General features: G+C 70.9%; 27 protein-coding genes. 14 read left to right on the top strand and 13 right to left on the bottom strand.

All coding sequences use genetic code 11. The features are described 5' to 3' along the window. Positions 1 to 65: 65 nt before the first annotated feature. Positions 66 to 992, bottom strand: coding sequence for a non-homologous end-joining DNA ligase (gene ligD, locus AB0A90_RS23895; protein WP_357251814.1), 927 nt, complete (start codon positions 990 to 992; stop codon positions 66 to 68). Next, on the bottom strand, positions 982 to 1,923 hold the full coding sequence (gene ligD, locus AB0A90_RS23890; RefSeq protein ID WP_357251811.1) for a non-homologous end-joining DNA ligase: 942 nt from the start codon (positions 1,921 to 1,923) through the stop codon (positions 982 to 984). Before ligD (AB0A90_RS23890) ends, ligD (AB0A90_RS23895) begins: the two co-directional genes overlap by 11 nt. An 85-nt stretch (positions 1,924 to 2,008) precedes the next feature. On the opposite strand from ligD (AB0A90_RS23890), the gene AB0A90_RS23885 reads away from it, so the two are divergent. From AB0A90_RS23885 to AB0A90_RS23860, 6 genes are all read left to right on the top strand, one after another. Then, the gene (locus AB0A90_RS23885) at positions 2,009 to 3,031 is read left to right on the top strand and encodes a Ku protein (protein ID WP_357251808.1); all 1,023 of its coding nucleotides are present in this window, start codon (positions 2,009 to 2,011) and stop codon (positions 3,029 to 3,031) included. A gap of 74 nt (positions 3,032 to 3,105) precedes the next feature. Next, a complete protein-coding gene (locus AB0A90_RS23880) occupies positions 3,106 to 3,744 on the top strand; it encodes a DUF4241 domain-containing protein (RefSeq protein WP_357251805.1) in 639 nt (212 codons plus the stop codon). A 146-nt stretch (positions 3,745 to 3,890) separates the two neighbouring features. Beyond that, positions 3,891 to 4,577, top strand: a complete 687-nt coding sequence (locus AB0A90_RS23875; protein ID WP_357251802.1) for an FKBP-type peptidyl-prolyl cis-trans isomerase — start codon at positions 3,891 to 3,893, stop codon at positions 4,575 to 4,577. Between the two features lie 187 nt (positions 4,578 to 4,764). Further along, positions 4,765 to 5,592, top strand: coding sequence for a hypothetical protein (locus AB0A90_RS23870; protein WP_357252053.1), 828 nt, complete (start codon positions 4,765 to 4,767; stop codon positions 5,590 to 5,592). Positions 5,593 to 5,624: 32 nt separating this feature from the next. Then, entirely contained in the window at positions 5,625 to 6,278 is a 654-nt protein-coding gene (locus AB0A90_RS23865) for an HAD family phosphatase (protein WP_357251799.1), read from the top strand. 28 nt (positions 6,279 to 6,306) lie between these two features. Continuing rightward, complete coding sequence (locus tag AB0A90_RS23860) at positions 6,307 to 7,317, top strand: NADPH:quinone reductase (protein WP_357251796.1); 1,011 nt, start codon at positions 6,307 to 6,309, stop codon at positions 7,315 to 7,317. Between the two features lie 185 nt (positions 7,318 to 7,502). On the opposite strand, the gene AB0A90_RS23855 is transcribed toward AB0A90_RS23860, so the two are convergent. Continuing rightward, on the bottom strand, positions 7,503 to 9,137 hold the full coding sequence (locus tag AB0A90_RS23855) for a fatty acid--CoA ligase (protein WP_357252051.1): 1,635 nt from the start codon (positions 9,135 to 9,137) through the stop codon (positions 7,503 to 7,505). A gap of 71 nt (positions 9,138 to 9,208) precedes the next feature. On the opposite strand from AB0A90_RS23855, the gene AB0A90_RS23850 reads away from it, so the two are divergent. Beyond that, positions 9,209 to 9,700, top strand: coding sequence for an NUDIX domain-containing protein (locus AB0A90_RS23850; RefSeq protein WP_357251793.1), 492 nt, complete (start codon positions 9,209 to 9,211; stop codon positions 9,698 to 9,700). A gap of 21 nt (positions 9,701 to 9,721) precedes the next feature. Here AB0A90_RS23850 and AB0A90_RS23845 read toward each other — a convergent pair whose 3' ends face one another. Then, on the bottom strand, positions 9,722 to 10,756 hold the full coding sequence (locus AB0A90_RS23845) for an aldo/keto reductase (RefSeq protein WP_357251790.1): 1,035 nt from the start codon (positions 10,754 to 10,756) through the stop codon (positions 9,722 to 9,724). A gap of 127 nt (positions 10,757 to 10,883) precedes the next feature. Between AB0A90_RS23845 and AB0A90_RS23840 the strand changes: the two genes are divergently transcribed. Next, positions 10,884 to 11,516 carry a TetR/AcrR family transcriptional regulator gene (locus AB0A90_RS23840; protein WP_357251787.1) on the top strand — a complete coding sequence of 211 codons (633 nt, stop codon included), beginning with the start codon at positions 10,884 to 10,886 and terminating at the stop codon, positions 11,514 to 11,516. Between the two features lie 148 nt (positions 11,517 to 11,664). On the opposite strand, the gene AB0A90_RS23835 is transcribed toward AB0A90_RS23840, so the two are convergent. Together AB0A90_RS23835 and AB0A90_RS23830 are read right to left on the bottom strand one after the other, a co-directional pair. Continuing rightward, positions 11,665 to 13,341 carry an MDR family MFS transporter gene (locus tag AB0A90_RS23835; protein ID WP_357251784.1) on the bottom strand — a complete coding sequence of 559 codons (1,677 nt, stop codon included), beginning with the start codon at positions 13,339 to 13,341 and terminating at the stop codon, positions 11,665 to 11,667. Positions 13,342 to 13,512: 171 nt separating this feature from the next. Beyond that, positions 13,513 to 14,052 (bottom strand): type 1 glutamine amidotransferase domain-containing protein, encoded by a 540-nt coding sequence (locus AB0A90_RS23830; protein ID WP_357251781.1) that lies wholly within the window; start codon positions 14,050 to 14,052, stop codon positions 13,513 to 13,515. A gap of 155 nt (positions 14,053 to 14,207) precedes the next feature. On the opposite strand from AB0A90_RS23830, the gene rfaE2 reads away from it, so the two are divergent. Both rfaE2 and AB0A90_RS23820 read left to right on the top strand, forming a co-directional pair. Continuing rightward, a complete protein-coding gene (rfaE2, locus tag AB0A90_RS23825) occupies positions 14,208 to 16,028 on the top strand; it encodes a D-glycero-beta-D-manno-heptose 1-phosphate adenylyltransferase (protein ID WP_357251777.1) in 1,821 nt (606 codons plus the stop codon). Continuing rightward, entirely contained in the window at positions 16,025 to 16,903 is an 879-nt protein-coding gene (locus AB0A90_RS23820; protein ID WP_357251774.1) for a glycosyltransferase family A protein, read from the top strand. Before rfaE2 ends, AB0A90_RS23820 begins: the two co-directional genes overlap by 4 nt. Position 16,904: 1 nt before the next feature. Here the strand turns inward: AB0A90_RS23820 and AB0A90_RS23815 are convergent, their stop codons facing one another. Genes AB0A90_RS23815 through AB0A90_RS23805 form a run of 3 tightly spaced genes read right to left on the bottom strand, consistent with a single transcriptional unit; the run spans position 16,905 to position 19,067 of the window. Then, positions 16,905 to 18,005, bottom strand: a complete 1,101-nt coding sequence (locus tag AB0A90_RS23815) for a glycosyltransferase family 9 protein (RefSeq protein ID WP_357251771.1) — start codon at positions 18,003 to 18,005, stop codon at positions 16,905 to 16,907. Between the two features lie 7 nt (positions 18,006 to 18,012). Then, complete coding sequence (locus AB0A90_RS23810) at positions 18,013 to 18,564, bottom strand: Hsp20/alpha crystallin family protein (RefSeq protein WP_357251768.1); 552 nt, start codon at positions 18,562 to 18,564, stop codon at positions 18,013 to 18,015. Then, complete coding sequence (locus tag AB0A90_RS23805; RefSeq protein WP_357251767.1) at positions 18,564 to 19,067, bottom strand: DUF2231 domain-containing protein; 504 nt, start codon at positions 19,065 to 19,067, stop codon at positions 18,564 to 18,566. The genes AB0A90_RS23810 and AB0A90_RS23805 overlap by 1 nt, the downstream gene beginning before the upstream one ends. Before the next feature lie 166 nt (positions 19,068 to 19,233). On the opposite strand from AB0A90_RS23805, the gene AB0A90_RS23800 reads away from it, so the two are divergent. Next, complete coding sequence (locus AB0A90_RS23800) at positions 19,234 to 19,851, top strand: pyridoxamine 5'-phosphate oxidase family protein (protein WP_357251763.1); 618 nt, start codon at positions 19,234 to 19,236, stop codon at positions 19,849 to 19,851. Positions 19,852 to 19,912: 61 nt separating this feature from the next. Further along, positions 19,913 to 20,797 carry a methyltransferase domain-containing protein gene (locus AB0A90_RS23795; protein WP_357251760.1) on the top strand — a complete coding sequence of 295 codons (885 nt, stop codon included), beginning with the start codon at positions 19,913 to 19,915 and terminating at the stop codon, positions 20,795 to 20,797. Between the two features lie 7 nt (positions 20,798 to 20,804). On the opposite strand, the gene AB0A90_RS23790 is transcribed toward AB0A90_RS23795, so the two are convergent. The 4 genes from AB0A90_RS23790 to AB0A90_RS23775 form a co-directional block, all read right to left on the bottom strand. Next, positions 20,805 to 21,347, bottom strand: coding sequence for a DUF4240 domain-containing protein (locus AB0A90_RS23790; RefSeq protein ID WP_357251757.1), 543 nt, complete (start codon positions 21,345 to 21,347; stop codon positions 20,805 to 20,807). Positions 21,348 to 21,425: 78 nt separating this feature from the next. Next, entirely contained in the window at positions 21,426 to 21,989 is a 564-nt protein-coding gene (locus AB0A90_RS23785) for a hypothetical protein (RefSeq protein WP_357251754.1), read from the bottom strand. Between the two features lie 133 nt (positions 21,990 to 22,122). Next, entirely contained in the window at positions 22,123 to 22,452 is a 330-nt protein-coding gene (locus AB0A90_RS23780; RefSeq protein WP_357251751.1) for a hypothetical protein, read from the bottom strand. A gap of 662 nt (positions 22,453 to 23,114) precedes the next feature. Continuing rightward, positions 23,115 to 23,960 carry an SGNH/GDSL hydrolase family protein gene (locus AB0A90_RS23775; RefSeq protein WP_357251749.1) on the bottom strand — a complete coding sequence of 282 codons (846 nt, stop codon included), beginning with the start codon at positions 23,958 to 23,960 and terminating at the stop codon, positions 23,115 to 23,117. Positions 23,961 to 24,247: 287 nt separating this feature from the next. On the opposite strand from AB0A90_RS23775, the gene AB0A90_RS23770 reads away from it, so the two are divergent. Together AB0A90_RS23770 and AB0A90_RS23765 are read left to right on the top strand one after the other, a co-directional pair. Continuing rightward, the gene (locus AB0A90_RS23770) at positions 24,248 to 24,643 is read left to right on the top strand and encodes a helix-turn-helix transcriptional regulator (RefSeq protein WP_355027340.1); all 396 of its coding nucleotides are present in this window, start codon (positions 24,248 to 24,250) and stop codon (positions 24,641 to 24,643) included. Between the two features lie 67 nt (positions 24,644 to 24,710). Then, entirely contained in the window at positions 24,711 to 25,607 is an 897-nt protein-coding gene (locus AB0A90_RS23765; protein WP_357251747.1) for an aminopeptidase, read from the top strand. Positions 25,608 to 25,744 lie beyond the last annotated feature (137 nt).

Below are 25,744 nucleotides of genomic sequence, written 5' to 3'. Positions count from 1 at the left end.
CGGTACCGGACAGGAACAACTGTCACGAGCCGTGCAAACCCGTCCTCCCGGAGCCTTGGTCCGCGCTAGCTCGACCGGCTGATGGCCGGCAGTTCCGGGCCGCCGTCGAGCAGGGGGGCGAGCAGGTCGTCGTACTCCTCGACCCGGGCCAGGACCTCGGCGGCGGTGAACTGGCGGACGGCCGGCTTCCGGCCGCGGGCGCCGGCCTCGACCTCGTCCCAGGTCAGCGGCGTCGACACCGACGGCACCGACTGTGCCCGCAACGAGTACGGCGCGACAGTGGTCTTCGCCGCGTTGTTCTGACTCCAGTCGATGAAGACCTTGCCGGGGCGCAGGTTCTTCGCCATCTTCGACACGATCAGCTTCGGGTGGGCCTTCTCCAACTCCTGGGCGATCCGCCGCGCGTAGGCGGAGACGTCGTCGGAGGGCTGGGTGCCCGCGATCGGGCAGCAGAGCTGCATGCCCTTCTTGCCGGACGTCTTGGGGTACGACTCGATGCCGTCGTCGGCGAGCCGGTCGCGCATCAACACCGCCACCGGACAACACTCGGCGAGCCCGGCCGGCGGCCCCGGGTCCAGGTCGACGACCATCATGTCCGGGTGTTCGCCGACCTTCCACTGCGGCGTGTGCAGCTCCAACGCGGCCAGGTTGGCCAGCCACACCAGGGTGGGCAGGTCGTCGGCGACCACGTAGTCGATGGTCTCCCGGCCCTTCGTCGACCCGGGCGCGGGCAGATTTTCCACCCGCACCCAGTCCGGGGTGGCGGCCGGCGTGTTCTTCTCGAAGAACGACTTGTCGTCGACGCCGTTGGGGAAGCGGATCCGGGTCACCGGCCGGTCGCGCAGGTGCGGCAGCAGCACCGGCGAGATCCGCGTGTAGTAGTCGATCACCTCACCCTTGGTGAAACCAGCCGCCGGGTAGAGCACCTTGTCCAGGTTGGAAAGCTCCAGCGGGCGGCCCTCGACGTCCACCCGTAGCCGCTCAGCCGGCATCGTCGACCTCCTCCGGCGGCTTGTCCGGGCGCAACCGCAGCACCCGGGGGAAGCGCAGCCGGCCGTCCGGGGTGCGCTGGCCGTACTTCACCTCCACCACCACCCGAGGTTCTACCCAGATGGCACCCCGGGCATCCTCGCGCGGCACACCCGGTGCGAACGGGGACACGCCGGAGCGCAACGGCTCCAACTCGGCGAGGAGCTGCCGCTCGATGGCCGCCCCGATCCCACCGCCGACCCGACCCCGGTAGATCAGCCGACCGTCCGGACCGGGCACCCCGACCAGCAGCCCGCCGATCCGACGCGCGCCCGGTCGCCAGCCACCGATGACGAAGTCGCCGGTCACCTCCAGCTTGACCTTCACCCAGTCCGGCGAGCGCACCCCCGGGCGGTAGACGGCACCGACCCGCTTGGCCATCACGCCCTCCAGGCCGTGCTCACCGGCCGCCTCGTAGGTGGCCGGCCCGTCGGCGAACATCGGCGGCACCGCCCACCGGAGGCCACCGAGCGCGAGCGCCTCCAGCGCCTCCCGGCGGCGCTCGTACGGCCAGGCGGTCAGGTCGTCCCCGTTCAGCCGCAGCAGGTCGAAGATCATGTACGTCACCGGCATGACCGCCGCCAACCGGGCCGCCTTGGCCCGGTCCCGGACGTGCATCCGCTCGGCCAGCGCGGTGAACGACGGCTGCCCGCCCTGACCGAGCAGCACCACCTCACCGTCGAGCAGCGCGTCGTCGACCTGCTCGTAGAGGGTGGCCAGCTCGGGGTACGCGGCGGTGATCTCCACGCCGGAGCGGGCGTACAGGTGCTGGTCGCCGCCGGAGATGTCGGCGAGCGCGCGGACCCCGTCCCACTTGAACTCGTACGCCCAGCCGTCACCCGCCGGGAGCGGCCCGGTCATCGCGAGCATCGGCTTGAGCGGCGCGCCGGGCACGACCCGACTGTAGTAGCAGGCCGAACACCTCGCGTCCGGTTCATCGGGATGCGAGCATGGTCGATACCGGGGAAGGGAGCGCAGGATGCGTGCCATCTGGAAGGGAGCCGTGTCGTTCGGGCTCGTCTCGATCGGGGTGAAGCTCTACTCCGCCACCGAGGAGAAGGACATTCGGTTCCACCAGGTACACCGTGAGGACGGTGGCCGGATCCGCTACAAGCGCACCTGCTCGGTCTGCGGCGAGGAGGTCACCTACGACGACATCGCCAAGGGCTACGACATCGGCGGCGGCGAGATGGTGATCCTCACCGACGAGGACTTCGCCGACCTGCCGCTGACCAGCTCCCGCGCGATCGACGTGTTGGAGTTCGTGCCGGCCGAGCAGGTCGACCCGATCCTCTACAACAAGGCGTATTTTCTCGAGCCGGAGGGCACGGCCACCAAGCCGTACGTGCTGCTGCGCGACGCGCTCATCGACTCGGAGCGGGTGGCCATCGTCAAGGTGGCGCTGCGTCAGCGGGAGCAGCTGGCCACCCTGCGGGTCCGCGAGGGAGTCCTGCTGCTCAACACCATGCTCTGGCCGGACGAGATCCGTACCCCGGACTTCGGTTTCCTCGACGAGGACCTCAAGGTGCGCCCACCAGAGTTGGCGATGGCCAGTTCCCTGATCGACTCGATGACCGGCGAGTTCGAGCCGGATGTCTTCACCGACGACTACCGGGCCGCGTTGCAGGAGGTCATCGACGCCAAGGTGGAGGGTCGGGAGGTCGTCCAGCCGGAGGAGGTCGAGGAGGCCCCGGCCGCGGCGGTGGACCTGATGGCCGCGTTGAAGGCCTCGGTGGAGCGGGCCAAGGCGGCCCGCGGCGAGCAACCCGCCCGTGGTGGCGGAGGCGGCGAGCCGACACCGATCTCGTCGGCCCGGTCGGCGCAGAAGGCGGCGGAGAAGAAGGCCGCCAAGGCCCCCGCGAAGAAGACCGCGGCGAAGAAGACGGCCGAGAAGAAGACCGCCGCGAAGAAGGCCGAGCCGGCCAAGAAGACCGCCGCGAAGAAGGCGGAGCCGGCGAAGAAGACGGCCGCCCGCAAGACCGCACCCCGCAAGAGCGCCTGACCGGTACGGCAGCGACGGCGATGTCCGGCGGGCCGGGTACGCTCCGCCGGCCGCTGGCCACCGGAGGAGCCCCCATGCCGTACACCCCTGACCTGGACCGGTTGTTGACGCCCGGCGCCCGCTTCACCGACCAGCACGGCGCGTACCTGATCGAGGTCCACCCGGTGGACGACGTGGTGCTGCCCACCGGGCAGGTGGTCGGGTGCGACCCGCTGGTCTGCCCGGACGCCGAGCCGTTCACGGTCACCGTGCCGCCGGGGCGGTATGCGGCCCGCGCCTGGGTGGCCGTGGTGCTCCGGGAGGACGCCGAGGTCGACCGGCGGGTGGCCGCACTGGAGTTGGTCGTCTCCGCCGAGCCGACGACCCGGTGGGAGCCGGCCGTCGCGGGCGACCAGGACGTGTCCACGCTCGGCGCGGACGACTACTTCGGGTACGGGGTGGACGCCGGTGTCGGCACCCTCGCCGACCCGACCGCGCTCGGTGTCCTGGAAGGCTGGGACTACGACCGGGTCGAGCAGGTCTTCCTCTCCGGCGAGCTGCCCTCGTCCCCGGTCCCGAGGCTGATCAATGCCGTCCTGGACGAGGCCAGCGGGGCCAACGTCGTCACCGTGGCCACCGGTTGGGGTGACGGCTGCTACGGCACCTGGATCGGGCGTACCGCCGACGGCCGGGTCACGTCGTTCGTGACCGACTTCATGGTCATCCCGGGATAACCGCCCGGGAACGGCCCGGAACTGCCGCGCTGGGCGATCCGAGGTGTCCGTGGCCGGCACGGTGGGCCGTGGTGCGGGTACCGTGTGCGTCGGCTTTCCCCCCGGCACCGGGTGCCGGCCACACTTCGCAGCAGGGAGTCGACGACGTGAGCGAGCGGACGCAGCAGAACCGGCCGGCGGACCAGGACCAGAGCCCGGCGACCAAGTCGGGGCGCCGGCTGGCCGCCCAGTTGGCGGCGAAGAAGGCTGCCGACCGGAAGCGCAGGCGCAACGCGTGGGCCAGCGGTCTGGCCGCCGTCGCCGTTGCCGGCGTGCTGATCGGCGTGTTCGTGACGATCGGCGGCGGTGGCGACGACAAGCCCAAGAACCAGGCCGACGCGACCCCGTCCGCGTCCGCCCCGGCCCCCGACGGCCCCGACGCCGCCGCGCCCCCCGCTCCGCAGTTGCCGGCCGGCGCCGACCCGGCGCTGGGCAGCAAGCCGACGGTGAAGCCGGGCACGGGCGAGCTCAAGAAGCTCACGGTCACCCCGCTGATCAAGGGGACCGGCCCGGCCGTGCAGAAGGGCCAGAACATCACCACGAACTACGTGGGGGTGCTCTACAAGGACGGCAAGGAGTTCGACTCGTCCTGGAACAGCGGGCAGCCGGCCACCTTCCCGATCGGCGTCGGCCGGGTCATCCCCGGCTGGGATCAGGGCCTGGTCGGCGTGACCGTGGGCAGTCGGGTGCAGCTCGACATCCCGATGGAGCTGGCGTACGGCAAGGACGCCGCCGCGCAGGGTGCTCCCGAGGGGCCGCTGCGCTTCGTGGTGGACGTGCTCGCCGCCCAGTGACCCCGTCCGGATCGCCCCGGTTGTCGCCGGGGCGCGATGGAGTTGTTCACATGGGGCTTCCGGCCCGTCACCCAGCGGCAGTAGGTTCGGCGTCACCCCGGGCGGTTCGCCGTCCGGGGTGATCCGGGACTCCGACGCGGAGGTGCAGATGACGGCGCTGGACGAGCCTGGGCGGACCGCCCGGTCGATGTGGGCGTACTTCGAGCCGGTGCACGCGGTCACCTACCTGCACCCTCGGGCCCGCGCCGCGTACGAGGCGGTCGGCTTGCGCGGCTACTGGCGTGGTTACTTCGCCGGCCGGGCCGCGCCGCTGGGTGCCACCGAGGCGGCCCCGGTGATCGCCGCCTTCTTTACCTTCGCGCCGCCGATGGTGTCCCGCGCGCTGCCGGCGGTGTGGCGGTTGGCCACCCCGCCGGAGGCTTTGCGCGCCCGCCTGACCGGTGCCGTGCAGGCGCTGGCCGAGCTGACCTACGAGCTGCCGGAGTCGCACCTGGCGGAGGCCGCCGACCTGCTGGAACGGGCCGCCTCGGCGGCGCAGACCGCCGGCCGGGTGCTCGGCGCGGCGAACGCGGCGCTTCCGGTCGGGGAATATCCGCTGGCGCGGCTCTGGCAGGCCGCCACCACGCTGCGCGAGCATCGGGGGGACGGGCACGTGGCGGCGCTGGTGGCCGCCGGACTGGACCCGGTGGAGACGCTGACCGGGCGGGTCGCTCTGGACGGTTCGCAGCCGCAGTACCTGCTGGGCCGGGGCTGGTCCGAGGAGCAGTGGCACGCCGCCCGGAAGCGGCTCACCGAGGGGGGTTGGCTGACCGGGGACGGCGCGGCCACCGACCACGCCCGGGCCGGGTTCCAGGCCATCGAGGACGCCACCGACCGGGCGGCTGCCCACCCGTGGCAGGCGCTCGGCCCGGACGGCACGGACCGCCTCCGGGAGTTGCTGGAGCCAATTGCCAGGTCCGCCCACACCCTGCTCCCCGAGAGCAGCCCACTCGCCCTGCCCGCGCTGCCCGGCTGACCGGGCACCCGCCGATCGGGCAGGATGGGCGCGTGACTGATGCGGTGGTCTTCGACCTGGACGGCGTGATCGTGGATTCCGAGCCGGTGTGGGAGGAGGTCCGCCGGGCGTACGTGGCGACGCACGGCGGGACGTGGCAGCCGGACACGCAACGTCGGCTGATGGGGATGAGCACCGGCGAGTGGGCCCACTATCTCAGCGGTGAGCTGGGCGTCGGCCGCACCGCCGAGCAGGTCGCCGTCGAGGTGGTCGAGGAGATGACCCGACGCTACCGGGACCACGTACCCCTCATCGCCGGCGCCGACCAGGTGGTCCGCCGATTGGCCGCACGGTGGCCGCTGGGGTTGGCCAGTTCGTCGCCGACCCGCCTGATCGAGGCGGCGCTGGCCGCCACCGGTCTGACCGACGCGTTCGGGGCGACCCTCTCCACCGAGCAGACCGAGCGGGGCAAGCCGGCACCGGACGTCTACCTGAGCGTCGCTGAGCGCCTCGGCGTCGACCCGGCCCGCTGTGTGGCGGTGGAGGACTCGTCGAACGGGGTGCGGTCGGCCGCCGCGGCGGGGATGCGGGTGGTGGCCGTGCCGCACGGGTCCTACCCACTCGACCCGGATGCCGCCCGGCTCGCCGTGGTGACGCTCGGGGCGATCGGGGAGCTGACCCCGGAGCTGGTGGAGAGCCTGGGTTGACGCCGGCCGAGAGGGGTAGAGACCACCAATGAAAGCGATCGTGTACGAGCAGACCGGCGACCCTTCGGTGCTGGAGCTGGTCGATCGGCCGGTGCCCGAGCCGGGGGCCGGCGAGGTTCTGGTCCGGATGGCGGTGTCGGGGGTCAACCCGACCGACTGGAAGTCCCGGCGCTCCTTCGCGCCGAAGGGTTGGCAGATTCCCGGGCAGGACGGCGCGGGAGTGGTGGAGGCGGTCGGCGACGGGGTCGACCCTGACCTGATCGGTGAGCGCGTCTGGATCTGGGAGGCCGCCTGGCAGCGGCCGTGGGGCACGGCGGCGGAATACACGCTGGTGCCGGTCCGGCAGGCGGTACGCCTCGGCGACGCCCCGTTCGAGCTGGGGGCGGCCCTGGGCATTCCGTTCCTCACCGCGCACCGCTGCCTGACCGCCGGCGAGTTCATGCCGGACACGCTGCGCGCCGGTGCGCTGGCCGACCACACGGTGCTGGTGCAGGGCGGGGCGGGCGCGGTGGGCAACGCCGCGATCCAGCTCGCCCGCTGGGCCGACGCCACGGTGGTCGCCACGGTGAGCAGCGCCGAGAAGGCCCAGCTCGCGGCGGCTGCCGGTGCCTCCTACGTGGTGAACTACCGGGAGCAGGACGTGGTCAAGGAGGTCCGCAAGATCGCTCCCGACGGGGTGCACACGATCGTGGAGGTCTCCCCTGCCCGCAACGCCGCAATCGACGCACAGGTGCTGCGGCACGGCGGCGCGGTCTGTATGTACGCCGACGACGGCGGCGACGAGGTGAGCATCCCGATCCGGGCGATGATGGTGCCGAACGCCAGGTGGCAGTTCGTGCTGGTCTACACCGAGCCGAAGGCGGCCAAGGCGCAGGGCGTCAAGGACGTGGCGGCGGCGGCCGACCAGGGCGGTCTGCGGGTCGGCGCCGATGCCGGCCTGCCGCTGCACACCTACTCCCTGGCCGAGACGGCCGCGGCGCACCAGGCGGTGGAGGACTCGACGGTGGGCAAGGTGCTCATCGCCACGAGCGACGCCTGATCGGGTCGCTGACCACCCGATTTCCCCGTCATCAGGACAGAGGCGAACAAGTTTCGCAACAATGACTATGCGGGTCACCCCGCGTGGAACGGGCGGCCCCGGCGCGGTGCGAACGCCGGGGCCGCCCCTGCGGAGGAATGTCGCGTGACACTCCCCGCCGCGCGGCGACAGTGCCGGAGGAAACGTTACGGCGCTGTCAGCTCCCGGACACTCAGCTCGCCGTCGGCGTACCGCGAACGGACGACCTTCTTGTCGAACTTGCCCACGCTGGTCTTCGGCACCGTGTCGATGAACGCCCAGCGCTCGGGCAGCTGCCAGCGCGCCACCGAGCCGGCCAGGAAGTCCCGCAACTCCTCGGCGGTCACCGAGGCGCCCTCCCGGACCACCACGGTGGCCAGCGGACGTTCGTCCCACCGCTCGTCCGGCACGCCCACCACGCACGCCTCCAGCACCGCCGGGTGACCCATCAGCGCGTTTTCCAGCTCGACCGAGGAAATCCACTCACCGCCGGACTTGATCACGTCCTTGGCGCGGTCGGTCAGGGTGATGTACCCGTCCGGCGAGAGCGTGCCCACGTCGCCGGTGCGCAACCAGCCGTCGCGGAACTTCTCCTCGTCCGGGGCGTCGTCACCGACGTACCGGGCGGTCACCCACGGCCCACGGACCTCCAACTCGCCCACGGCGGTGCCGTCGGCGGGCATCGGGTCGCCGGACGGGCCGACGATCCGCGCCTGCACGCCCGCCGGCACCCGCCCCTGGGTGTAGCGGTAACGCCAGGCCTCTTCGCCGGTCGCACCGGCCGGCGGGCGGGAGACCGACCCCAGCGGGGACATCTCGGTCATCCCCCAGGCGTGGATGACGTCGATTCCGTGCCGCTCGTCGAACGCGTGCATCAGCGCCGGCGGGCACGCCGAGCCGCCGACGATCACCTCGGTGAGCGAGGACGTGTCCACGTCGTGGGTGTCCAGGTAGGCCAGCAGATCCGTCCAGATCGTCGGGACCGCGCCGGCCAGGGTGGGCCGCTCGGCGGCGATCATCTCGGCGATCGGCGCGGCCTGGAGGAACCGGTCCGGCATGATCAGCGACGCGCCGGAGAGGAAGGCCGCGTAGGGCAGACCCCACGACATGGCGTGGAACATCGGCACGATGGCCAACTCGCGATCGGTCGGCCCGAGACCGAAACCCTCCGGCATGCAGACCTGCAACGAGTGCAGGTAGATCGACCGGTGCGAGTAGGCCACGCCCTTCGGGTTGCCGGTGGTGCCGGAGGTGTAGCAGAGCGCCGCGGCGTCGTGCTCGTCCACCTCGGGCCAGTCGTACACCTCGGGCCGGTCGGCGAGCAGCGCGTCCCAGTGGTGCACGGTGATCCGGTCACCGGCCGCCGCCACCAGCGGAGCCGGGTCACCGCCACCGACCACCACGACGTGCCGCACCGTGGTCAGCTCACCGATCACCCGGGCGAGCAGCGGGATGAGCGTGCTGTCGACGAGCACCACCCGGTCCTCGGCGTGGTTGGCGATGTAGACGACCTGGTCGGGAAAGAGCCGGATGTTGAGCGTGTGCAGCACCGCACCCATGCTCGGCACCGCGAAGTAGGCGACCAGGTGCTCGTTGTTGTTCCACATGAAGGTGGCGACCCGCTCGTCGCCGGTCACCCCACACTCGTCGCGCAGCGCGTGTGCCAGCCGGGCGGCGGTGCGACCCACCTCGGCGTACGTCATCCGGCGGGGCTCGGCGCCCGTCCAGGTGACCACCTCGGCAGAGCCGTGCACTCCTGCGCCGTGATCGAGGATCCGGGAGACCTGCAGAGGGGCGTCCATCATCGTGCTACGCATGGGTAACAAGCTAGTGTCGGCGGTCACACGTTGGGAACCCCCGTAAGTTGTCGCAGGTGAGCATTTCCTGGGCCGACTCGTACGTGGGGCAGTTGCGCGCGCTCGCCGGGGATCGGACGCTGATGTTCGTCGGTGCCCGCGCCGTGGTCAGCGACAACGCGGGACGCATCCTGCTGATCCAACGCTCGGACAACGGCCAGTGGGCCATGCCGGCCGGGGCGATGGAGTTGGGCGAGTCGATCGCCGACTGCGCGGTCCGCGAGGTCCGCGAGGAGACCGGGCTCCGTGCGCTGCGGGTCTGCGCGTTCGCCCTCTACACCGGCCCGGACCGGACGAGCACCAACATGTACGGGCACACGTACCAGGTCTTCACCACGGCGTTCAAGGTGGAGGAGTGGGACGGGCAGCTCGCCCGGGTCACCGACGAGACCACCGACGCCGGCTTCTTTCCCCGCGACCGCTTCCCCGCCCCGCTCTCCACCTCGGTCACCGAAACCCTTGCCGACCTGGACGTCTTCGAACAGACCAACCGACTCATCCTCAAGTAGGGCGACCCCGGAGGCCGTGCCTCACTGCGGGTGACGGAGGCCGGCGAAGAACCCCTCCTGGATCCAGTTCGGGTACGCGACCGGCAGCTTGGTGACCTCGTCCAGCTCGGTCAGGTCCTGCGCGGTGAGCGTGAGGTCCGCGGCGGCGATGTTGTCCACCAGCTGCTCGTGCTTGCGGGCACCGACGATCACGCTGGTCACGGCCGGCCGGGACAGCAGCCAGGCGACCGCCACCCGGGCCGGGCTGACCTCGTGCCGCTCCGCGACGCCCTTGAGCACGTCGACCACGCCGAAGGCGGTCTCGGGGTCGAACGGCGTGAAGCTGGCGTAGCCAGGCTGGGCGCTACGGGCACCACTGTCGGCGACGGCGCCGTCCCGGCTGACCTTGCCGGAGAGGAAACCGCCAGCGAGTGGGCTCCACACGGTCAGCCCGATGCCCGCGTCGAGTGCCATCGGCACCACGTCGCGCTCGACGTCGCGACCCAGCAGGGAGTAGTACTCCTGCACCGAGACGAAGCCGGCCAGCTTCTCCCGGGCGGAGATGCCCAGCGCCTTGGACAGCTGCCAGGCGGCGAAGTTGGCGGCGCCGATGTAGCGGACCTTGCCCTGCCGGACCGCGTCGTCGAGCGCGCGCAGCATCTCCTCCATGGGAGTGACCTGGTCGAAGTTGTGGATCTGGTACAGGTCGATGTGGTCGGTGCCGAGCCGCCGCAGGCTGTCCTCCAGGTTCTGCATGATGTGCAGCCGGGAGGTGCCGACGTCGTTCGGGCCAGGGCCGGTCCGGGAGTGGACCTTGGTGGCCAGCACCACGTCGCGACGCCGCTTGCCGAGCGCCTTGCCGAGCAGTTCCTCGCTCTCGCCGTCGCTGTAGCCGTCGGCGGTGTCGACGAAGTTGACCCCGGCGTCCAGCGCGGTGTCCACCAGCCGCTGCACCTCGGGCAGCGCCAGGCCGCCGAGGGTGCCCCAGAGCGGGTGCCCGCTGCCGCCGAAGGTCATCGCGCCGAGCGAGATCTCCGAGACGTACACCCCGGTGGTGCCCAGCAGTCGGTACTTCACGTGTCGCTCCTCGTGAGGCGGAGTTCGGAGGCCACGGTCGGGCGCTCCCTGGTCACCATGTCGGACACTGTGTCCGGCAACGAGCGTACGTCGCCGATCGAGCACCTGGCCACCTAGGATTCCGGCTATGCCCTCGATCACCCGCCGCCGCCCGAGCAACCCCGACGGGCGAGCCGCCGTCGAGGCCCGGGTGCTGGCGGCCACCGAGCGACTGCTTCAGCAGGGGGCTCGCTTCACCGACCTCGGCGTCCAGCGGATCGCCGCCGAGGCGGGGGTGGCGCGGTCGACCTTCTACACCCACTTCCGGGACAAGAGCGAGCTGCTCATGCGCCTCGCCGGCACGATGCGGGAGAGTTCGTTCGGCCGCACCGGCGAGTGGAACCCCGGCGATTCGGGTGATCCGCTCGCAGTGCTCACCGAGATCTTCGCCGACGTGATCCGGATATACCGGACGTACGCCCCGGTGCTGGCGGCGATCAGCGAGGTCGCCGCGTACGACGAGGTGGTCCGGGAGTACTGGGCGGCGGGGTTGGAGCAGTTCGTCACCCGTACCGTCGACGTGCTCCGGATCGAGCAGAAGGCCGGGCGTACCCCCGCCGACCTGGACGTGACGACGGCCAGCCGGCTGATCGTGGTCGGCGGCGACCGCTTCCTGGCCGACCACGTCAGCACGACCTCGGCCGACCCCGAGACCGACGCGGCGGCCGCCCGGGAGTTGGCCGCGACCTGGTGGTACGGCGTCTACCGCCGCCCCGCCTGACCCTTTCGCCCTCCAGGTCAACTCCGACTCACGGAAGTCGGGGCGTCCCTACCACCTGGACACCCCGACTTCACTGACCCCGAGTCGATCACGACGGTCGGCCGGTTGCCTCAGGCCGCGGTCGGGACAACTGGCCGGCCGGCACCGGTCAGATCATCGTCTGGGACTTGGCCTCCATGTCGGCGGCGGCCTCCTCCTTGGACTCGCGGGTCAGCGGCTTGCCGCCCGGGGCCGGGGCCTCACCGCCGAGCGGGTCGGCGCCGCCGGTGGCACCCTGCGGGCCGGCACCCCGCAGTTGCGTGTTCGGCAACGTCAGGGTGACCACCACCGCCACGATGGCGATCAGGCCGGCGGTCAGGAAGACCATGTCCAGCGCGTCGACGAAGGCGCCCTGGATGGCCGCGCGTACCGGCCCCGGCAGGGCCAGGATGGTGGCCGGATCGTTGATCGAGATGTTGGTGCCGCCACTGGCCGCCACGGCGGCCTGCTCCTGCGGCGGCAGTTGCGCGATCGCGCCGGGCAGCCGGTCACCGAGCCCGCTGGCCAGCCGGGACGAGAGCACCGTGCCGAGGATCGCCACTCCGAACGAACCACCCAGCGACCGGAAGAAGGTCGCCGAGGACGTGCCGGCGCCCAGGTCGCGGACGGACACCGCGTTCTGCACCGCCAGGATCAGCGACTGCATACACAGACCCAGGCCGATGCCGATCACCACCATGAACCCGAACGCCACCCAGAGGGAGGTGCTCACCTCCAGCCGGGTGAACAGGAACATGCCGACCAGCAGCGTCACCGACCCGGCCACCGGGAACCACTTGTACCGGCCGATCCGGGTCATCGCGCGACCGGTCAGGATCGAGGTGATGATGATGCCGGCCATCATCGGCAGCATCAGCAGACCACTGCGGGTCGGCGAGGCGCCCTTGACGATCTGCAGGTACAGCGGGATGAAGATGATCGAACCGAACATCACCAGACCGATGACCAGAAGCGCCGAGTTGGCCAGGGCGAAGGTGGCGCTGCGGAACAGCCGCAGCGGCAGGATCGGCTCGGCCACCCGGGCCTCCTGGAGGACGAAGAGCACCCCCAGCACCGCACCGACGACGAACAGCGTGATGATCACACCCGATCCCCAGGCGTACTCGTTGCCACCCCAGCTCAGCGCGAGCAGCAGCGAACTCACCCCGGCGACCAGCAGCCCGGCACCGAGCCAGTCGATCGAGTGGTCCCGCCGTTCGAACGGAATCAGCCGCATCACGTGGTAGCAGACCACGATGGCCAGGATCGCCAGCGGCACGTTGATGTAGAAGATCCACCGCCAGTCGGTCTCCGCGAAGTACCCGCCGACCAGCGGCCCGGCCACCGACGAGATCCCGAAGACCGCACCGAAGAGGCCCTGGTAGCGCCCACGCTCACGGGGTGACACCACGTCCGAGATGATGGTGAACGCGAGCGTCAGGAGACCGCCGGCGCCGAGGCCCTGGATGCCCCGGGTGATGATCAACTGGGTCATGTTCTGCGACAGCCCGGCCAGCAGCGACCCGACCAGGAACGTGCCGATCGAGAAGAGGAAGACCGGGCGGCGCCCGTACAGGTCGGCCATCTTGCCGTAGAGCGGCGTCGACGCCGTCGAGGCGAGCAGGTACGCGGTGACCACCCACGAGTAGTGGTTGATCCCGCCCAGTTCCCCGACGATTGTCGGCAGGGCCGTACCGACGATGGTCTGGTCGAGTGCGGCCAACAGCATGCCGGTCATCAGGCCGAACATGAGCAGCCGGATCTGCTGACGATTCAGCACCGGCGCGGCGGAGGCTTCGGTGGTCATGTGCCCTTCTATCCCGCACACCGCAGAACATGCGCCCAACCCCGCAAAAAACCCACCCCGCCAGCCCTCACCGGACCCCCTCCCCTGCCCTCCACACCGGTGATCAAGAGGTTTGCGTCATTTTCGCGGCCCAGACTGACGCAAACCTCTTGATCACCGAGGCAAAGGGGGTTAGGCGGCGAAGGTTTTGGTGATTTCTTCGCAGAAGGCGGGGAGGTCGTCGGGGTTGCGGCTGCTGGTCAGGTTGCCGTCGGTGACGCACTCCTCGTCGACCCAGGTGGCGCCGGCGTTCGTCAGGTCGGTACGCAGGCTGGGCCACGACGTGATCCGTCGGCCGCGCACCACGTCCGCCTCGATCAGGGTCCACGGACCGTGGCAGATCACCCCGACCGGCTTGCCCGCCTCGAAGAACGCCTTCACGAACTGCACCGCGTCCGGGTCGCTCCGCAGGAAGTCCGGGTTCGCGACACCTCCGGGGAGCACGAGCGCGTCGTAGCCGTCGGCGTCCGCCTTGTCCGCGGTCACATCCACGTCGTACGTCTTCGACTGGTCCAGGTGGTTGAAGGACTGGATGGATCCGGGCTTGAGCGAGACCAACTCGACGGTCGCGCCGGCGTTCTCGACCGCCTCACGCGGCTGGACGTACTCGACCTCCTCGACGCCGTCGGCGGCCAGGAAGGCGATCCGCTTGCCCTGTAGTTGCGCTGCCATCTCGGTACATCTCCTTTCCGGGGTTACCTCAATTCCCTTCCCGCCTCCGGACGTCCGAAACGACCCAGCCGGGCGCTAAGGGCACGGTGGGGACACAGCCGCAGGTCAGGCGCGGCTCAGGTTTGGCCAGGAGGGCGCTGGGGACCCGGGGAGGCATGGCAGGAGCAGCAGCGGAACAGCGCCGGCTCGCCACCGTCGTGGAGAGCTGGCTCGAACGCCCAGTCCTGATCGTCGGTGACGCCATGTTGGACGAGTGGCGGTTCGCCGACTCCGACCGGCTCTGCCGAGAGGCGCCCGCACCGGTCCTCACCCTGCGCCGACGGATCTCCGCCGCCGGTGGGGCCGCGAACACCGCGGTGAACGTCGCCGCCCTCGGCGGCCGGGCGGTGCTGGTGGCACCGGTCGGCGCCGACGTGGCCGGTGACGAGTTGCACGACTGTCTGGACCGCGCGGGCGTCTGGGACCGCACGGTCAACCAGCCCGGACGGCCCACCCCGGTCAAGCGGCGGATGCTGGCCGGCAACCAGATCCTGCTCCGCGAGGACTCCGGAGACCCGGACGACGCGCTCGACCCGGAGGGCGTGACCCGACTGCTCACCGCCCTGAGCTGCGCCACCGAGGAGCTGCGCGCCGCCGCCGGCGGGCAGGCACCGACCCTGGTGGTCTGCGACTACGGCCTGGGTGCGCTGCCCGCGCCGGTCCGCGCGTGGCTGGTCGAGCAACGCGAGCGGTACGCCACCGTCGCGTTGGACGCCCACGACCTGGCCGACTGGCGGGGTCTCGCACCGACAGTTGTCACGCCCAGCTTCGCCGAGGCGACCCGGCTGCTGGCCCGAGCCGGCGCGACGACCCGACCGACCACCGGCATCGACCTGCACCTGGAGCACCCGCACGGCGACCCGTCCGACGGCCCGTCCGAACTGAGCGTGGGCGCGGCCCCGGGCGGGGTACGCGCCGACGAGGTCACCGAGAACCACCCGGGACCGGTCGGTGAGCCCACCCCGGGCGAGGACCGGGTGGCTCTCACCGGCGACGGGCTCAGCGTCACCGGCACCGGCGTCACCGTGAACACCCGGGCCGGGGAGGGCGTCGACCGGGCCGTCCTGGCGGAGTCGCGCCTCGCGGAGTTGCGCGCGCACACCGGCGCCGACGTGGTCGCGGTGACCCTGGACACCGAGGGGGCGGTGGTGGGTGGCGCCGACGGGGAGCCACGGCGCAGTCACAGCACGCCGGTCCCGGCGAGTCACGCCGTGGGCGCCGGCGACGCGTACCTGGCGGCGATGACGTTGGCCCTGGCCGCCGAGGCGCCGCTGACCACCGCCGCCCAGCTCGCCCAGTTGGCGGCCACCATCACCGTCTCCGACACCGGCACCTGCGTGTGCCGGCGGGAGGATCTGCTCACCGCGCTCGGCCAGCCGACCGAGACGATGAGCCATCCCGCGCTGGTCGGCACCGACGAGTTGGACGCGATCGTCGCCGAGTACCGCGAGGCGGGACGGTCGGTGGTCTTCACCAACGGCTGCTTCGACGTGCTGCACCGGGGGCACGTGCGCTACCTGGAGCAGGCCCGCGCACTGGGTGACCTGCTGATCGTGGCGGTCAACTCGGACGGCAGCGTACGCCGGCTGAAGGGTCCGGACCGGCCGGTCAACCCGGTCGAGGACCGGGGTGCCCTGCTCGCCGCACTCGCCTGTGTGGACCATGTGGTGGTCTTCGAGGAGGACTCACCCGCCGCGCTGATCGAGGCGGTCCGGCCGGACATCTACGTCAAGGGCGGGGACTACCCGCCGGAGCTGGTGCCGGAGGCGCCGCTGGTGCGCCGGCTGGGCGGCCAGGTGCACACCCTGGGGTACGTGCCGGACCGGTCCACCTCGGCGATCATCGAGCGGATCCGGTCACACAGCCAGGACACGTCGCCGCCCACCGCTGAGCGGGAGCCCGACCCGTCGCTCAGCTCCCGTACCCAGGCGTCGTGAACCGCCCCCTCGACCTCGGCACCCCGGCGGAGTTCCGCACCGACCGGCTGGTCGACGTGTTGATTCCGACCCGGAACCGACCCGCCGAGTTGGCGGTCACCCTGGGCGGACTCGCCGCCCAGGACGGGGTACCCGGCTTCGGGGTGGTGGTCAGCGACCAGTCCGACGGGGATCCGGCGTACGCGCATCCCGCCGCGGCCACCATGGTCCGGGCGCTGCGGCACCGGGGTCACCCGGTGCTGCTGACCCGCCGGTTGCCCCGCCGGGGGTTGGCCGAACACCGGGCGTACCTGCTCGCTTCCTCGACCGCCCGGTACGTCCTCAGCCTCGACGACGATGTCTGGCTGGAACCGGGGACGCTGCACCGGTTGGTGACGGCGATCGGGGAGCTGGGCTGCGGATTCGTCGGCAACGGAGTGCACGGGCTGTCGTACGCCGATGACGTGCGGCCGGACTCGCACGGGCACTACGAGGAGTGGGCCGGCCCGCCCACGCCGGAGCGGATCCGACCCGACACCCCGGAGTGGAACCGCGCGCGGATCCACTCGGCGGCGAACCTGCTGCACATCACCGATCGACTGGCGCTGCCGCCGGGGGCGTGGCGGGCGTACAAGGTCTCCTGGATCGGCGGGTGCGTGCTCTACGACCGGGCCAAGCTCGTCGACGCCGGCGGCTTCGACTTCTGGCGTCGGGTGCAGGAGAAGCACCAGGGTGAGGACGTGGCCGCGCAGCTCGCGGTGCTGGCCCGTTACGGCGGTGCGGGCATCCTGCCCAGCGGCGCGTACCACCTGGAGTCCCCCACCACCGTCACCGACCGGGACGTGGAGGCGTGGGAGGTCGTCCTCGCCGACGAGGACAGCCCGCAGCCGGCCTGAACTACCGGGTGAGCAACTCCCGGGCGGCTTCCAGCACCTCGATCACCGGAACGTCGGCGACGAAGGAGTCCCGATGCGGGCACTCACCGTCGCCGGGTCGGTGCGGATAGATGCCCGGTGTGCAGTCGACCCCGCAGACCGGGCAGTGCACCGTCCACGAGCTGATCGGCCGGTGCCGGCCCCGCAGCGGGCTGGCCCCGTTGATCAGGTTACCCACCCAGAAGATGCCCACCGTGGGCGCGCCCACCGCGGCGGCCACGTGCAGCGGGCCGGTGTCGTTCGAGATGACCAACGCGCAGTCGGCGTAGCAACCGACCAGCCCACCCAGGCTGAGCGTACCCACCTGTGGGCGCACCGGCACCCGAGCCGCGGCGACGACCCGGTCCACCACCTCCTGCTCGGCGGGCGTGCCGGTGACCAGCACCTCGTAGCCGTCCTCGTGCAGCGCACGCGCCACCTCGGCGAAGTGCTCGGCGGGCCAGCGGCGGCGGTTGTCGGTGGCGCCCGGGTGCAGCGCCACCCGGCGCCGGTCCGCCGAGCCGAGCACCCGGGCGGCCTCGGCCCGATCGGCGTCGGTCACCGCGAGCGTCGGGGTGATGGTGGTGGCCGGCGCTCCCACCAGCCCCACCACCTCCAGGTAGCGGATCACCTCGTGCTGGTAGTAGACGTAGCGGAGCCACCGGTCCAGCGGCGGCGCGTCGTCGGCGCGCAGGCCGACGGTCACCCGGGCACCGAGGCGACTGATCAGCGGGTTCGAGTTGGCGCCACCGCCGTGGATCTGCACCGCCAGGTCGAACCCGGTAGCGGCGGCCAGGAAGTCATCGATCGACGACTCCGACTCGCCGGGCTCGGCAGCACGGATGCCGGGCGCGGGCGGCACCACGAGCACCCGGTCCACCGGGCCCGGCCGGTCGCGCAGGAGCTTCGCGTGCCACGGCGCTCCGAGCAACACGATCTCCGCCCCGGGGTACGCGGCACGCAACGCGTCCAACGCCGGCAGGGCGAAGATGAAGTCGCCGAGGGCGTTGGCGCGCAACACCGCGATGCGGTGCACGTCTTCGACGCGCCCGGCCGTCGGGCCGAGCAGGGACTGAGTGACCACGCAGCAGCTACGTTCGGTCGACCTCGCCGGCGGTGTCCGGGCGGTGCAGCTCCCGGTCCGCGGCGGGGTCGGCCGGCATCGGCGTACCAGTGGAAAGGTCGCCGGAGCGCGGCCCGGTGCGACCGACGGTGATGGTGCGCGGCGCGGGTCGGGTCGCCCGGGGCAACCGGACCCGGAGCAGGCCATGGTCCATGACCGCGTCGATGGCCTCCGGGTCGACCCGCGACGGCAGGTTGATGCGGTATTCGAAGCCTCGCGTCTCGAAGCCGCCGGGAATGCCCTGGTCGGCGTTGACCTCCGCCTCGGAGCGGGCCCGTACGCACAGTTCGAGGTCGTCCAGTTCCACCGCCACCTCCTCCGGCGCCACCCCGGGCAGCCGGACGACGGCCTCCCAGCCGTCGGCGGTCTCGGTCAGCTCGACGTCGGACGCACCGGCCCGGCCACCGACCAGGCGGCTCAGCTCGGCGCGCAGTGACTGCAGTTCCCCCATCGGATCCCAGCCCTGCTGCCGACCACCCCGCCAGCCCCGACCGAATCCGCTGTTCTGCTGCTCACTCATCACACCTCTCCGATCCGCTGCGTGGCCGTGGGCGGCCGTAGTGAGCTGGGCGCGTCCAGGCCGGCGTCCCGGTCGACGCCCACACCGAGCCGGTCGACCAACTCGCCGCCCAGCCAGGCGCTGATGCCGAGGATCCCCACCGCGACCACCTCGATGGCGACGAGGGCACCGCCCGCGGCCCGGGAGTCGGCGTTGAGCCGGACGGCCCACACCGCGGCGAAGAGCAGGATCACCGCGACGTTGGCGGCGGCGTGCAGCAGACCCACCCGCTTGGCCCGGGTGCCGGTCGGGATGGCCAGCAGGTCGAACGAGCCGGCCGCCGCCGCGAGGAGACCGCCGATCAGGCCGACGGTGATGTTCCAGTACGCGACCTCGCCGAGCAGGTCGGGGCCACCGACGGTGTCGACCACGTCGAACAGCACCGCCGTGGCCAGCAGCGCGACCGGGAACATGACGAGCATCGGATGGACTGGGTGACCCAGTACCTTGAGTCGGCTCTCCATCTCCGGCCTCCACGTGTCGGCGTCCTGCGGAACGGTTCTCGTGCGGCGGGCGCGTCGGGTGAGGCCCTACCCCCGGCGACCGGGCACAAACCTCACCCTGGTCACGGCGGCCTAGGCTGACAAGCGGCGGTGCCCGCCAACGGGTCAACGCCTGAGGGAGGATCACGTGACGGTGGAGATCACTTCGCACGAGGAGCTTCGCGACCTGCTCGGGGTGCCGAGCGCACGGGCCGCCAACAAGGATCGCCGTCGCCTGCACGAGCGGGACCGCGAGTGGCTCGCCGCCTCGCCGTTCTGCCTGCTGGCCACCGCTGGCGCGGACGGCAGCTGCGACGTCTCACCCAAGGGCGACCCGGCCGGCTTCGCCCTGGTGCTGGACGACACGACGATCGCCGTGCCCGAGCGGCCGGGCAACAAGCGCGCCGACGGTTACCGCAACATCCTGGACAACCCGCACGTCGGGATGCTCTTCCTGATCCCGGGCCGCACCGACACACTGCGGATCAACGGGCGCGCCCGCCTGGTGAGCGACGCTCCCTGGTTCGACGACATGATGGTCAAGGGGCACCGGCCGGTGCTCGCCGTGGTGGTCGAGATCGAGCAGATCTTCTATCACTGCGCGAAGGCGTTCCTGCGGTCCGCGCTGTGGCAGCCGGAGACCTGGCAGCCCGACCTGCTGCCGTCCCGCGCCCGCCTGATCAAGGAGGTCGAGGCGCCCATGGTGAGCCTGCAAGATTTGGAGCGGCACTACGGCCCGGAGTACGCCAAGAACATCTACACCTGATCCCGTCAACCTACGCTCACCGAGGGTCACGGTGATGAGGCTCGCCTGGTAGCTTCCGTCGATGAGCTCGTCAACTGAACGAGGCGCGGCGGGCCACGTTGACCGCGTCGCTGACTACTACGACAACAACACGCGTCGGTTCCTCCTGGTTGCCGAGAGCCCAGGCAGTGACGCGATCCACCGGGGCGTGTGGACTCCGGATGCCGTGACCTCCGCAGATGCCATGGACACCGTCAACCGCCTGATGATCGAGCGTTTGCGCGGCCACGTGCCTGCGGGAGACGCGAGGGTGCTCGACCTTGGCTGTGGCGTCGGCGCGACGATGGTTCGCCTGGCCCGGGCGGTGGATGGCTTGATCTCTGGCGTGACCATCAGCCGGGTGCAGGCCGAGATCGCAGCGAAACGGTTCGCCCGCGAGGGACTGACCGACCGTTGTCAGGTGATCTGCGCCGACTTCGCCGAACTGCCCGCGGGACCGCACTACGACGCCATGGTCGCCGTGGAGGCGGTGGTCCACTCGCCGTCGCTGAAGGATCTCCTCCCGTCCCTTGCGGATCGGCTGCGCCCCGGAGGCCGCCTGATCCTGTGCGACGACTGGCTGACCGACAAGGATCGCGGGCTCGCCGCACGCGAGCGCTGCCTCGACCAGTTCCGCGCCGGCTGGCGGATCGGGAGTCTGCACACTGTGGCCGAGCTGGACGCCATGTCTGAGCGCGCTGGGTTGCGCGTGGTCGAGGACCTGGATCTGACCTCGTATCTGCGCCTCGGTCGGCCCCGCGACCGCGTGGTCAAGCTGGCCGTGGGCGCCACAGCCGTCGTGCCCCGCCTTCGCGACCGTCTTGTCGAGATTCCCCTGTGGGCCAACATGGTTGGCGGGTCCGCGTTGCAGGCTGGATTGGCGCGGCGTTGGCTGGAGTATCGCCTGATCGTGCTCGAGAAGGCCTGAGCTTCGGTCAGGCCGACCAGCCGGCCCGATTGCCGAACGACTCCCGGGTGATGCCGGAGCCGGTCTCCGGCCGCGAACCGAACCGATCGTCGTGTAGATGCGCGAAGAGATAACACATGCCTTCGCAGTCGGCATCCAGCAGCGCCATCGCCGGGTTGGCGCGGACCGCCTCGTAATACGCCTGCCCCAGGGCCACGATGAAACCTCGGGCGTAGAGGAAGCCGTCGTCCGACCCGTCGGTCACCTCGTGGATGTCTTCCCGATCGATGTCGTACAGCTTGCGCTCCACCACCCGGTCGAGATCTGTCAACTCCTGCCCGGTCAGCCCGACCGTCAACTGCCGAAGGCGGTCCAGGAAGGCGTCCAGCCAGGCGTCGATCGCGTAGGACGTGCCGTCGTCGCCGTCGTCATCGGCGGGGTCGCGCTCGATGAGGGCCTGCCGCAGCGCCAAGGGTTCGGCGCCCAGCTCGGCCCAGGCCGCCTCGATGAGGGCCCACAACCGGGCCTCGTCGGCGGGGGTGGGCAGCGTCCCCGGGGAATCGGTGGTCACGGTCGAACCGTATTGGCAAGGACTGACACTTCCGTACGAACGAGTCGCTCTGGCGTCGTTCGCAGGTGCTGGCCCGAACTACGTACCGGCACGAACCAGCGGCGGCCTCTGCTCCGGATACGCCGGGTCCGGCACCGCACGACGCCACCGAAAGTAGGCGTTGGCGGATGGGAGCGCGAGCAGGATGATGGCGACCAGCAGTGCGGGCGACGCCACGAGCCCCGAAACGGTGCTCACCGGCTCGACCCACCCGGGCATCAGTTGGTCCGCGATTGCATCCACCCGGTCCCAGTCGGTGCTGTCCGGGACGTCGCTGGTGTCAATCGGGAGGAGGCCCAGGATCAGCCACGCGGCCGAAAACGCCACCGTCACGCCACCCAGGACCCAGGTGACGATCCGGGTCCAGTTCCGGCCGGCGAGGTTGGCCAGCGCCAGCGCCAGGATGGCGAGGGCAGTCAGTGCCACGACCAGGCCGACACCCGCTTGGAACACCATCCCCACGGCAGCGAAGCTGCTTGGCGTGCCTGCCTCCTCGTGCGCTCTCTGGTAGGTGTTCTGATCCACCGCCTCGGCGGCTACCTGCGCGAGCCGGGCCAGCCCACTCAGCCCCAACAACGCACTGGACGCGGTGACGACGCGCACCCCTGGCCTACCGACCCCCGTGATCATGGTCGGATGCTAGCGCCGGTCGCCGTCCGTCCGCTGTCCATAGGACGTCGGCCAGGAGCTGGACCAGCGCCGGGACTGCGTCAGGACGGCGCGTCGTACGCCCGGGTCAGTAGCCGATGCTCATCAGGTCGGGAGTGTCGTCGTCACCACCACCGGGCCGCGTGTCGGTGCCCCGGTCCTGATAACCACGCCAGTACGCCTGCTGGGGTGCCCGGGCCACCGAGATGACCACGACCTTGATGCCTCCGGCCAACTGTCGGCTGTTGACGATGACGGCGGCGACCGAAGCGGCGGCGGCGATGGCCCCAACGGCGAAGGCTCGGCCGGACACCGCGCCGTCCCAGTCGATCGCGGCGACCAGCACAGTGGCCAGCCAGCAGAGTCCGGCGACGGCGATGACGACATTCGCGGCCTTTGACTGAGTGCGAGTATCCACGAGGGGCTCCGATCTGCGCTGGGGCGGCGGTACGAGGGGATCTGAGGTCGGGTCACCTCCAGCCGGGCGCACACCGGGCGGCTGGCATCGGTCACGCCACCCGTCACGCGGCGGGTGAGCCACATCAGGCCGGGCGGGGGCCAGGTCCGGTCCTGCCACCTACGGGACGTCGGAGCGGGGCAGCAGTCGGCAGAGACGCTGCGCGAGGGACGGAACGAACGCAGCGACCAGGATGCTCGGCGGGTGCGCGGCGCCGGTCACCGTGCCGCCCACCCCCGGCGCCCGGGCATCGGAACGACGGCGCACCGCGAGGGCTGGGATCACACCAGGCCGCGGCGGCGATGCCACACCGGAAGGGGCGATGCCACCCTGTTCGAGCCACATGCAGCCTCCCCCCGGTAGGCGTCGTCCCGATCCACGTGAGGTACGGAGCTGCCGCACTGACCTGCCGGGATTGGGCCGGAGGAAAGCTCGGCAGATAAACATGATCTCGCACCCGTCCAGCCGAAGCGAGCCCACTGCACGGACACACGCTTTGGTCAGCGGGCTGGTTGCGCTCATCGACCAACGACGAAGCCGGCCCTACCCAGGATGGGCAGAGCCGGCAGAAAGGTGGTCGCTGCCCGGTGGCGCGTCGGGTCACCGCAGTGACCGGACCCGCCTCAGTTGAGGTTCATCCTGGCGCAGGGAACCCAGTTGCCGACCGGGTAGCCCGGCCGCCGGCCCACCAACCCGCACGGCAGCGGTGCCGTCGGGAGGCCCAGCCGGGGTGCGATGGTGTTGAATGCCAGCCGGCCCATCACGGTGTAGCCGCCCGGCGTGGGGTGCACGCCGCACTGGTCCAGATAGCCTTCCGGGATGGGCTGGTAGTCGATGAAGTTTGGTACGCGGCTGCCGTACTCGTCGATCACCTTGATGCTGCGGTAGATCGCGTCGTTGACCTTGGCTTCGCTCGCCGGGAGCCAGGCGGGACTTGGACCGGGTGGGGTCGTGCAGCCGTCGGTGCCGTGCCCGGAGCTGTACTGCACCCAGGACGGGTACATGAGCACGTCCGGGTCCAGATCCAGCGCGGTGTCGAAGAGCGCGCGGTAGGTGCTCTCGAAGGCGGTGATCTGCGCCGAGGTGGCGTTCGACAGGTTGTTGTTGGTCCCGCAGTTCAGCAGGATCACGTCGGGCCGGTGCGTGGTGACCAGACCCGCCATCCGCGACGACCAGTAGTTGCAGGTGGTGCCTCCGGCGGCGGCGACGACAAACTCGTACGGTTGGCAGAACTGACCGAACAGCCACCCCAACTCCTCGCGGTAGCCGGCGGTCTCCGATGCGGTCATCGTCGCGCCCGCGGTGATCGAGTCACCCACGGTCAGAATCTTCACCGTGGGTCGCGCCGGCTCCGGGCAGGCGGCGGCAGCCGCGGCCTGGGCGGCGACGGGTGTCCCCGACGGAATGGACAGGCCGATCGCCACGAGGACAAGGGCGGCGGCACTCACCAACACAGGACGTAGATTCATCGACTCTCCCCGTACGCACGCGGCGACTCGCTCGCCACGGACCAGGTCTGGCACTGGTAATGCCATTTGTGGCACTGACGGTACCGCGTCCACCACTCAGTGCCAAGTGTGGCAATGACACGTACTTTCGGTTAATGGTGGTCGATCTTTGTTGACAGGGCTGCTCTCCGTAATCGCAGCAGGAAGCGGCCCGTCAAGCCGCCTCGCTGGCCAGCAGCCGGAGCCGAATCTGGCACTACACTCGGGTCCGGCAACGGAGTCCCACATGCGGCACTTACGATCACCCTGTGTCAGCGAGTGCCAGCCAAGATCCCCGGGTCATCGCGTTCGCGCGGTTCATCAAACGCGCCCTCGACGAGGCCGTCCGAGAACGCGCCATGTCCATCGAGGACGTCGAGCAGCGCACCGGCATCGGCCGCTCGACGATCTACCGATGGCGCCGGGCCGAGATAGCCAACCCGCAGCGCACCCAGGTCCAGCAGTTCTGCGACGGCCTCGGCATCCCGCGCTCGGTGGCCTCGCAGATACTGGGCTGGGACGGCGCGCCGCCATCACCCACGCCCGACCCGAGCACCGACCCCGACCTGCGGGCGGTCGCACGCATCCTGATGGATCCCAACGTCTCGGCGGAGGAGAAGACCGTCATTCGAGCGACGCTGCAACACCTGGCCCGCCGAAGGTAGCCCCGGTCAAACGGGTGGGTCTGCCGCCGGGCCACGCACGTCCGACTCACGTGTCAGGATCTCGGCCATGCGTCTCCCGTTCGGCCTGCTCGTCGCATCCGTCGCGGGCGGCCTGCTCTCGGCTGCGGCGGCGCTGCTCGCCATGCCAGCCGCATCGATGCAATTCGGCCTGGTCATGCTGCTCGCACTGCTCGGCTACGTCCTGCTGGATCGCGGCGCGCGCCGGGTGCGGTGGGCCGTCGCCGCCGGTGTCGTGCTCCTCGCCGTGGTGGCGGCCAAGAGACTGTTCTGGCATCAGGAGCAGGTCGTCGACGTGGGCTGGGTGACCTACGGGCCAGCGGCAGCGGAGACGTCCAACCTGGGGCCGTGGCGCGAGTCGATCGACAGGCAACGGCTCGCCGCGCTTGGCGTGGCGCTCGGCGTTGTCTGTCTCTCGGCCGCCGTGGTGGCACTACCGTCCCGCGGCAGACGGCGGGGTGTGGCGACGGCGGCCGTCGCGCTGCTGCTGCTCGCCTGGTTCGGGCTGGACTCGACCCGGGAGTTCGTCGACTATCCGCTGCCGGACCTGCTCGGGACGGTCTGGCCGGCGCTGCTCGCCACCCTCGTGTCCATCGGGGCACTCGCGCTGTCCGGATGGCGGGCCGACCGCCGTTGGCTGCTCCCGGTGGGGTTGTTCCTGCTGTCCCTCACAACGGCGAACGCGTACTCGGATCTCGCCGGAGTGTGGTCCGGGTGGTGGGAGATGGCCCACCCTCACCAGAGCGTCTTCCTGGTCTTGGGGATGGTGGTGAGCACGTCGTGGGAAGACTCCCTTGAGGTGTCGTCGGCCGTGGAGACGGCGATCGCGCTCGCCGGGGCGGGGTTGACGGCCGTCGGCACGCTGCGCAGTTCCCGTGAGGCCACGGATCAGACGGGCGTCCCGCTGACCGGCCACGAAGACCCGGACAAAACCTTCCCGGCATAGCGCACCCCAACCAACGCTGTTGATCACGAGGGTACGGACATCAGCCTCTGGCCCTTTCCTACCGAACCCTTGGCCCCATTGGGTCAGCGCATGAATGCGAAGTGTAACCATGGTCCGCCTTTTTGCGGTCCATAGGT

The sequence above is a fragment of the Micromonospora sp. NPDC049204 genome (assembly GCF_040647935.1).
Lineage (GTDB): Bacteria > Actinomycetota > Actinomycetes > Mycobacteriales > Micromonosporaceae > Micromonospora.
The sequence above is the reverse complement of the archived record's forward strand: the minus strand, read 5'-3'. Positions and strand labels throughout refer to the sequence as shown.

What these genes read in the sequence shown, in the direction of transcription:
- AB0A90_RS23840 (WP_357251787.1), top strand. Translation starts at nt 10,884, where the DNA reads ATGCCCTCGATCACCCGCCGCCGCCCGAGCAACCCCGACGGGCGAGCC.
- AB0A90_RS23860 (WP_357251796.1), top strand. Translation starts at nt 6,307, where the DNA reads ATGAAAGCGATCGTGTACGAGCAGACCGGCGACCCTTCGGTGCTGGAG.
- AB0A90_RS23810 (WP_357251768.1), bottom strand. Translation starts at nt 18,564, where the DNA reads ATGAGTGAGCAGCAGAACAGCGGATTCGGTCGGGGCTGGCGGGGTGGT.
- rfaE2 (WP_357251777.1), top strand. Translation starts at nt 14,208, where the DNA reads ATGGCAGGAGCAGCAGCGGAACAGCGCCGGCTCGCCACCGTCGTGGAG.
- AB0A90_RS23830 (WP_357251781.1), bottom strand. Translation starts at nt 14,052, where the DNA reads ATGGCAGCGCAACTACAGGGCAAGCGGATCGCCTTCCTGGCCGCCGAC.
- AB0A90_RS23795 (WP_357251760.1), top strand. Translation starts at nt 19,913, where the DNA reads ATGAGCTCGTCAACTGAACGAGGCGCGGCGGGCCACGTTGACCGCGTC.
- AB0A90_RS23870 (WP_357252053.1), top strand. Translation starts at nt 4,765, where the DNA reads ATGTGGGCGTACTTCGAGCCGGTGCACGCGGTCACCTACCTGCACCCT.
- AB0A90_RS23880 (WP_357251805.1), top strand. Translation starts at nt 3,106, where the DNA reads ATGCCGTACACCCCTGACCTGGACCGGTTGTTGACGCCCGGCGCCCGC.
- AB0A90_RS23775 (WP_357251749.1), bottom strand. Translation starts at nt 23,960, where the DNA reads ATGAATCTACGTCCTGTGTTGGTGAGTGCCGCCGCCCTTGTCCTCGTG.
- AB0A90_RS23805 (WP_357251767.1), bottom strand. Translation starts at nt 19,067, where the DNA reads ATGGAGAGCCGACTCAAGGTACTGGGTCACCCAGTCCATCCGATGCTC.
- AB0A90_RS23885 (WP_357251808.1), top strand. Translation starts at nt 2,009, where the DNA reads ATGCGTGCCATCTGGAAGGGAGCCGTGTCGTTCGGGCTCGTCTCGATC.
- AB0A90_RS23835 (WP_357251784.1), bottom strand. Translation starts at nt 13,341, where the DNA reads ATGACCACCGAAGCCTCCGCCGCGCCGGTGCTGAATCGTCAGCAGATC.
- ligD (WP_357251814.1), bottom strand. Translation starts at nt 992, where the DNA reads ATGCCGGCTGAGCGGCTACGGGTGGACGTCGAGGGCCGCCCGCTGGAG.
- AB0A90_RS23855 (WP_357252051.1), bottom strand. Translation starts at nt 9,137, where the DNA reads ATGGACGCCCCTCTGCAGGTCTCCCGGATCCTCGATCACGGCGCAGGA.
- AB0A90_RS23765 (WP_357251747.1), top strand. Translation starts at nt 24,711, where the DNA reads ATGCGTCTCCCGTTCGGCCTGCTCGTCGCATCCGTCGCGGGCGGCCTG.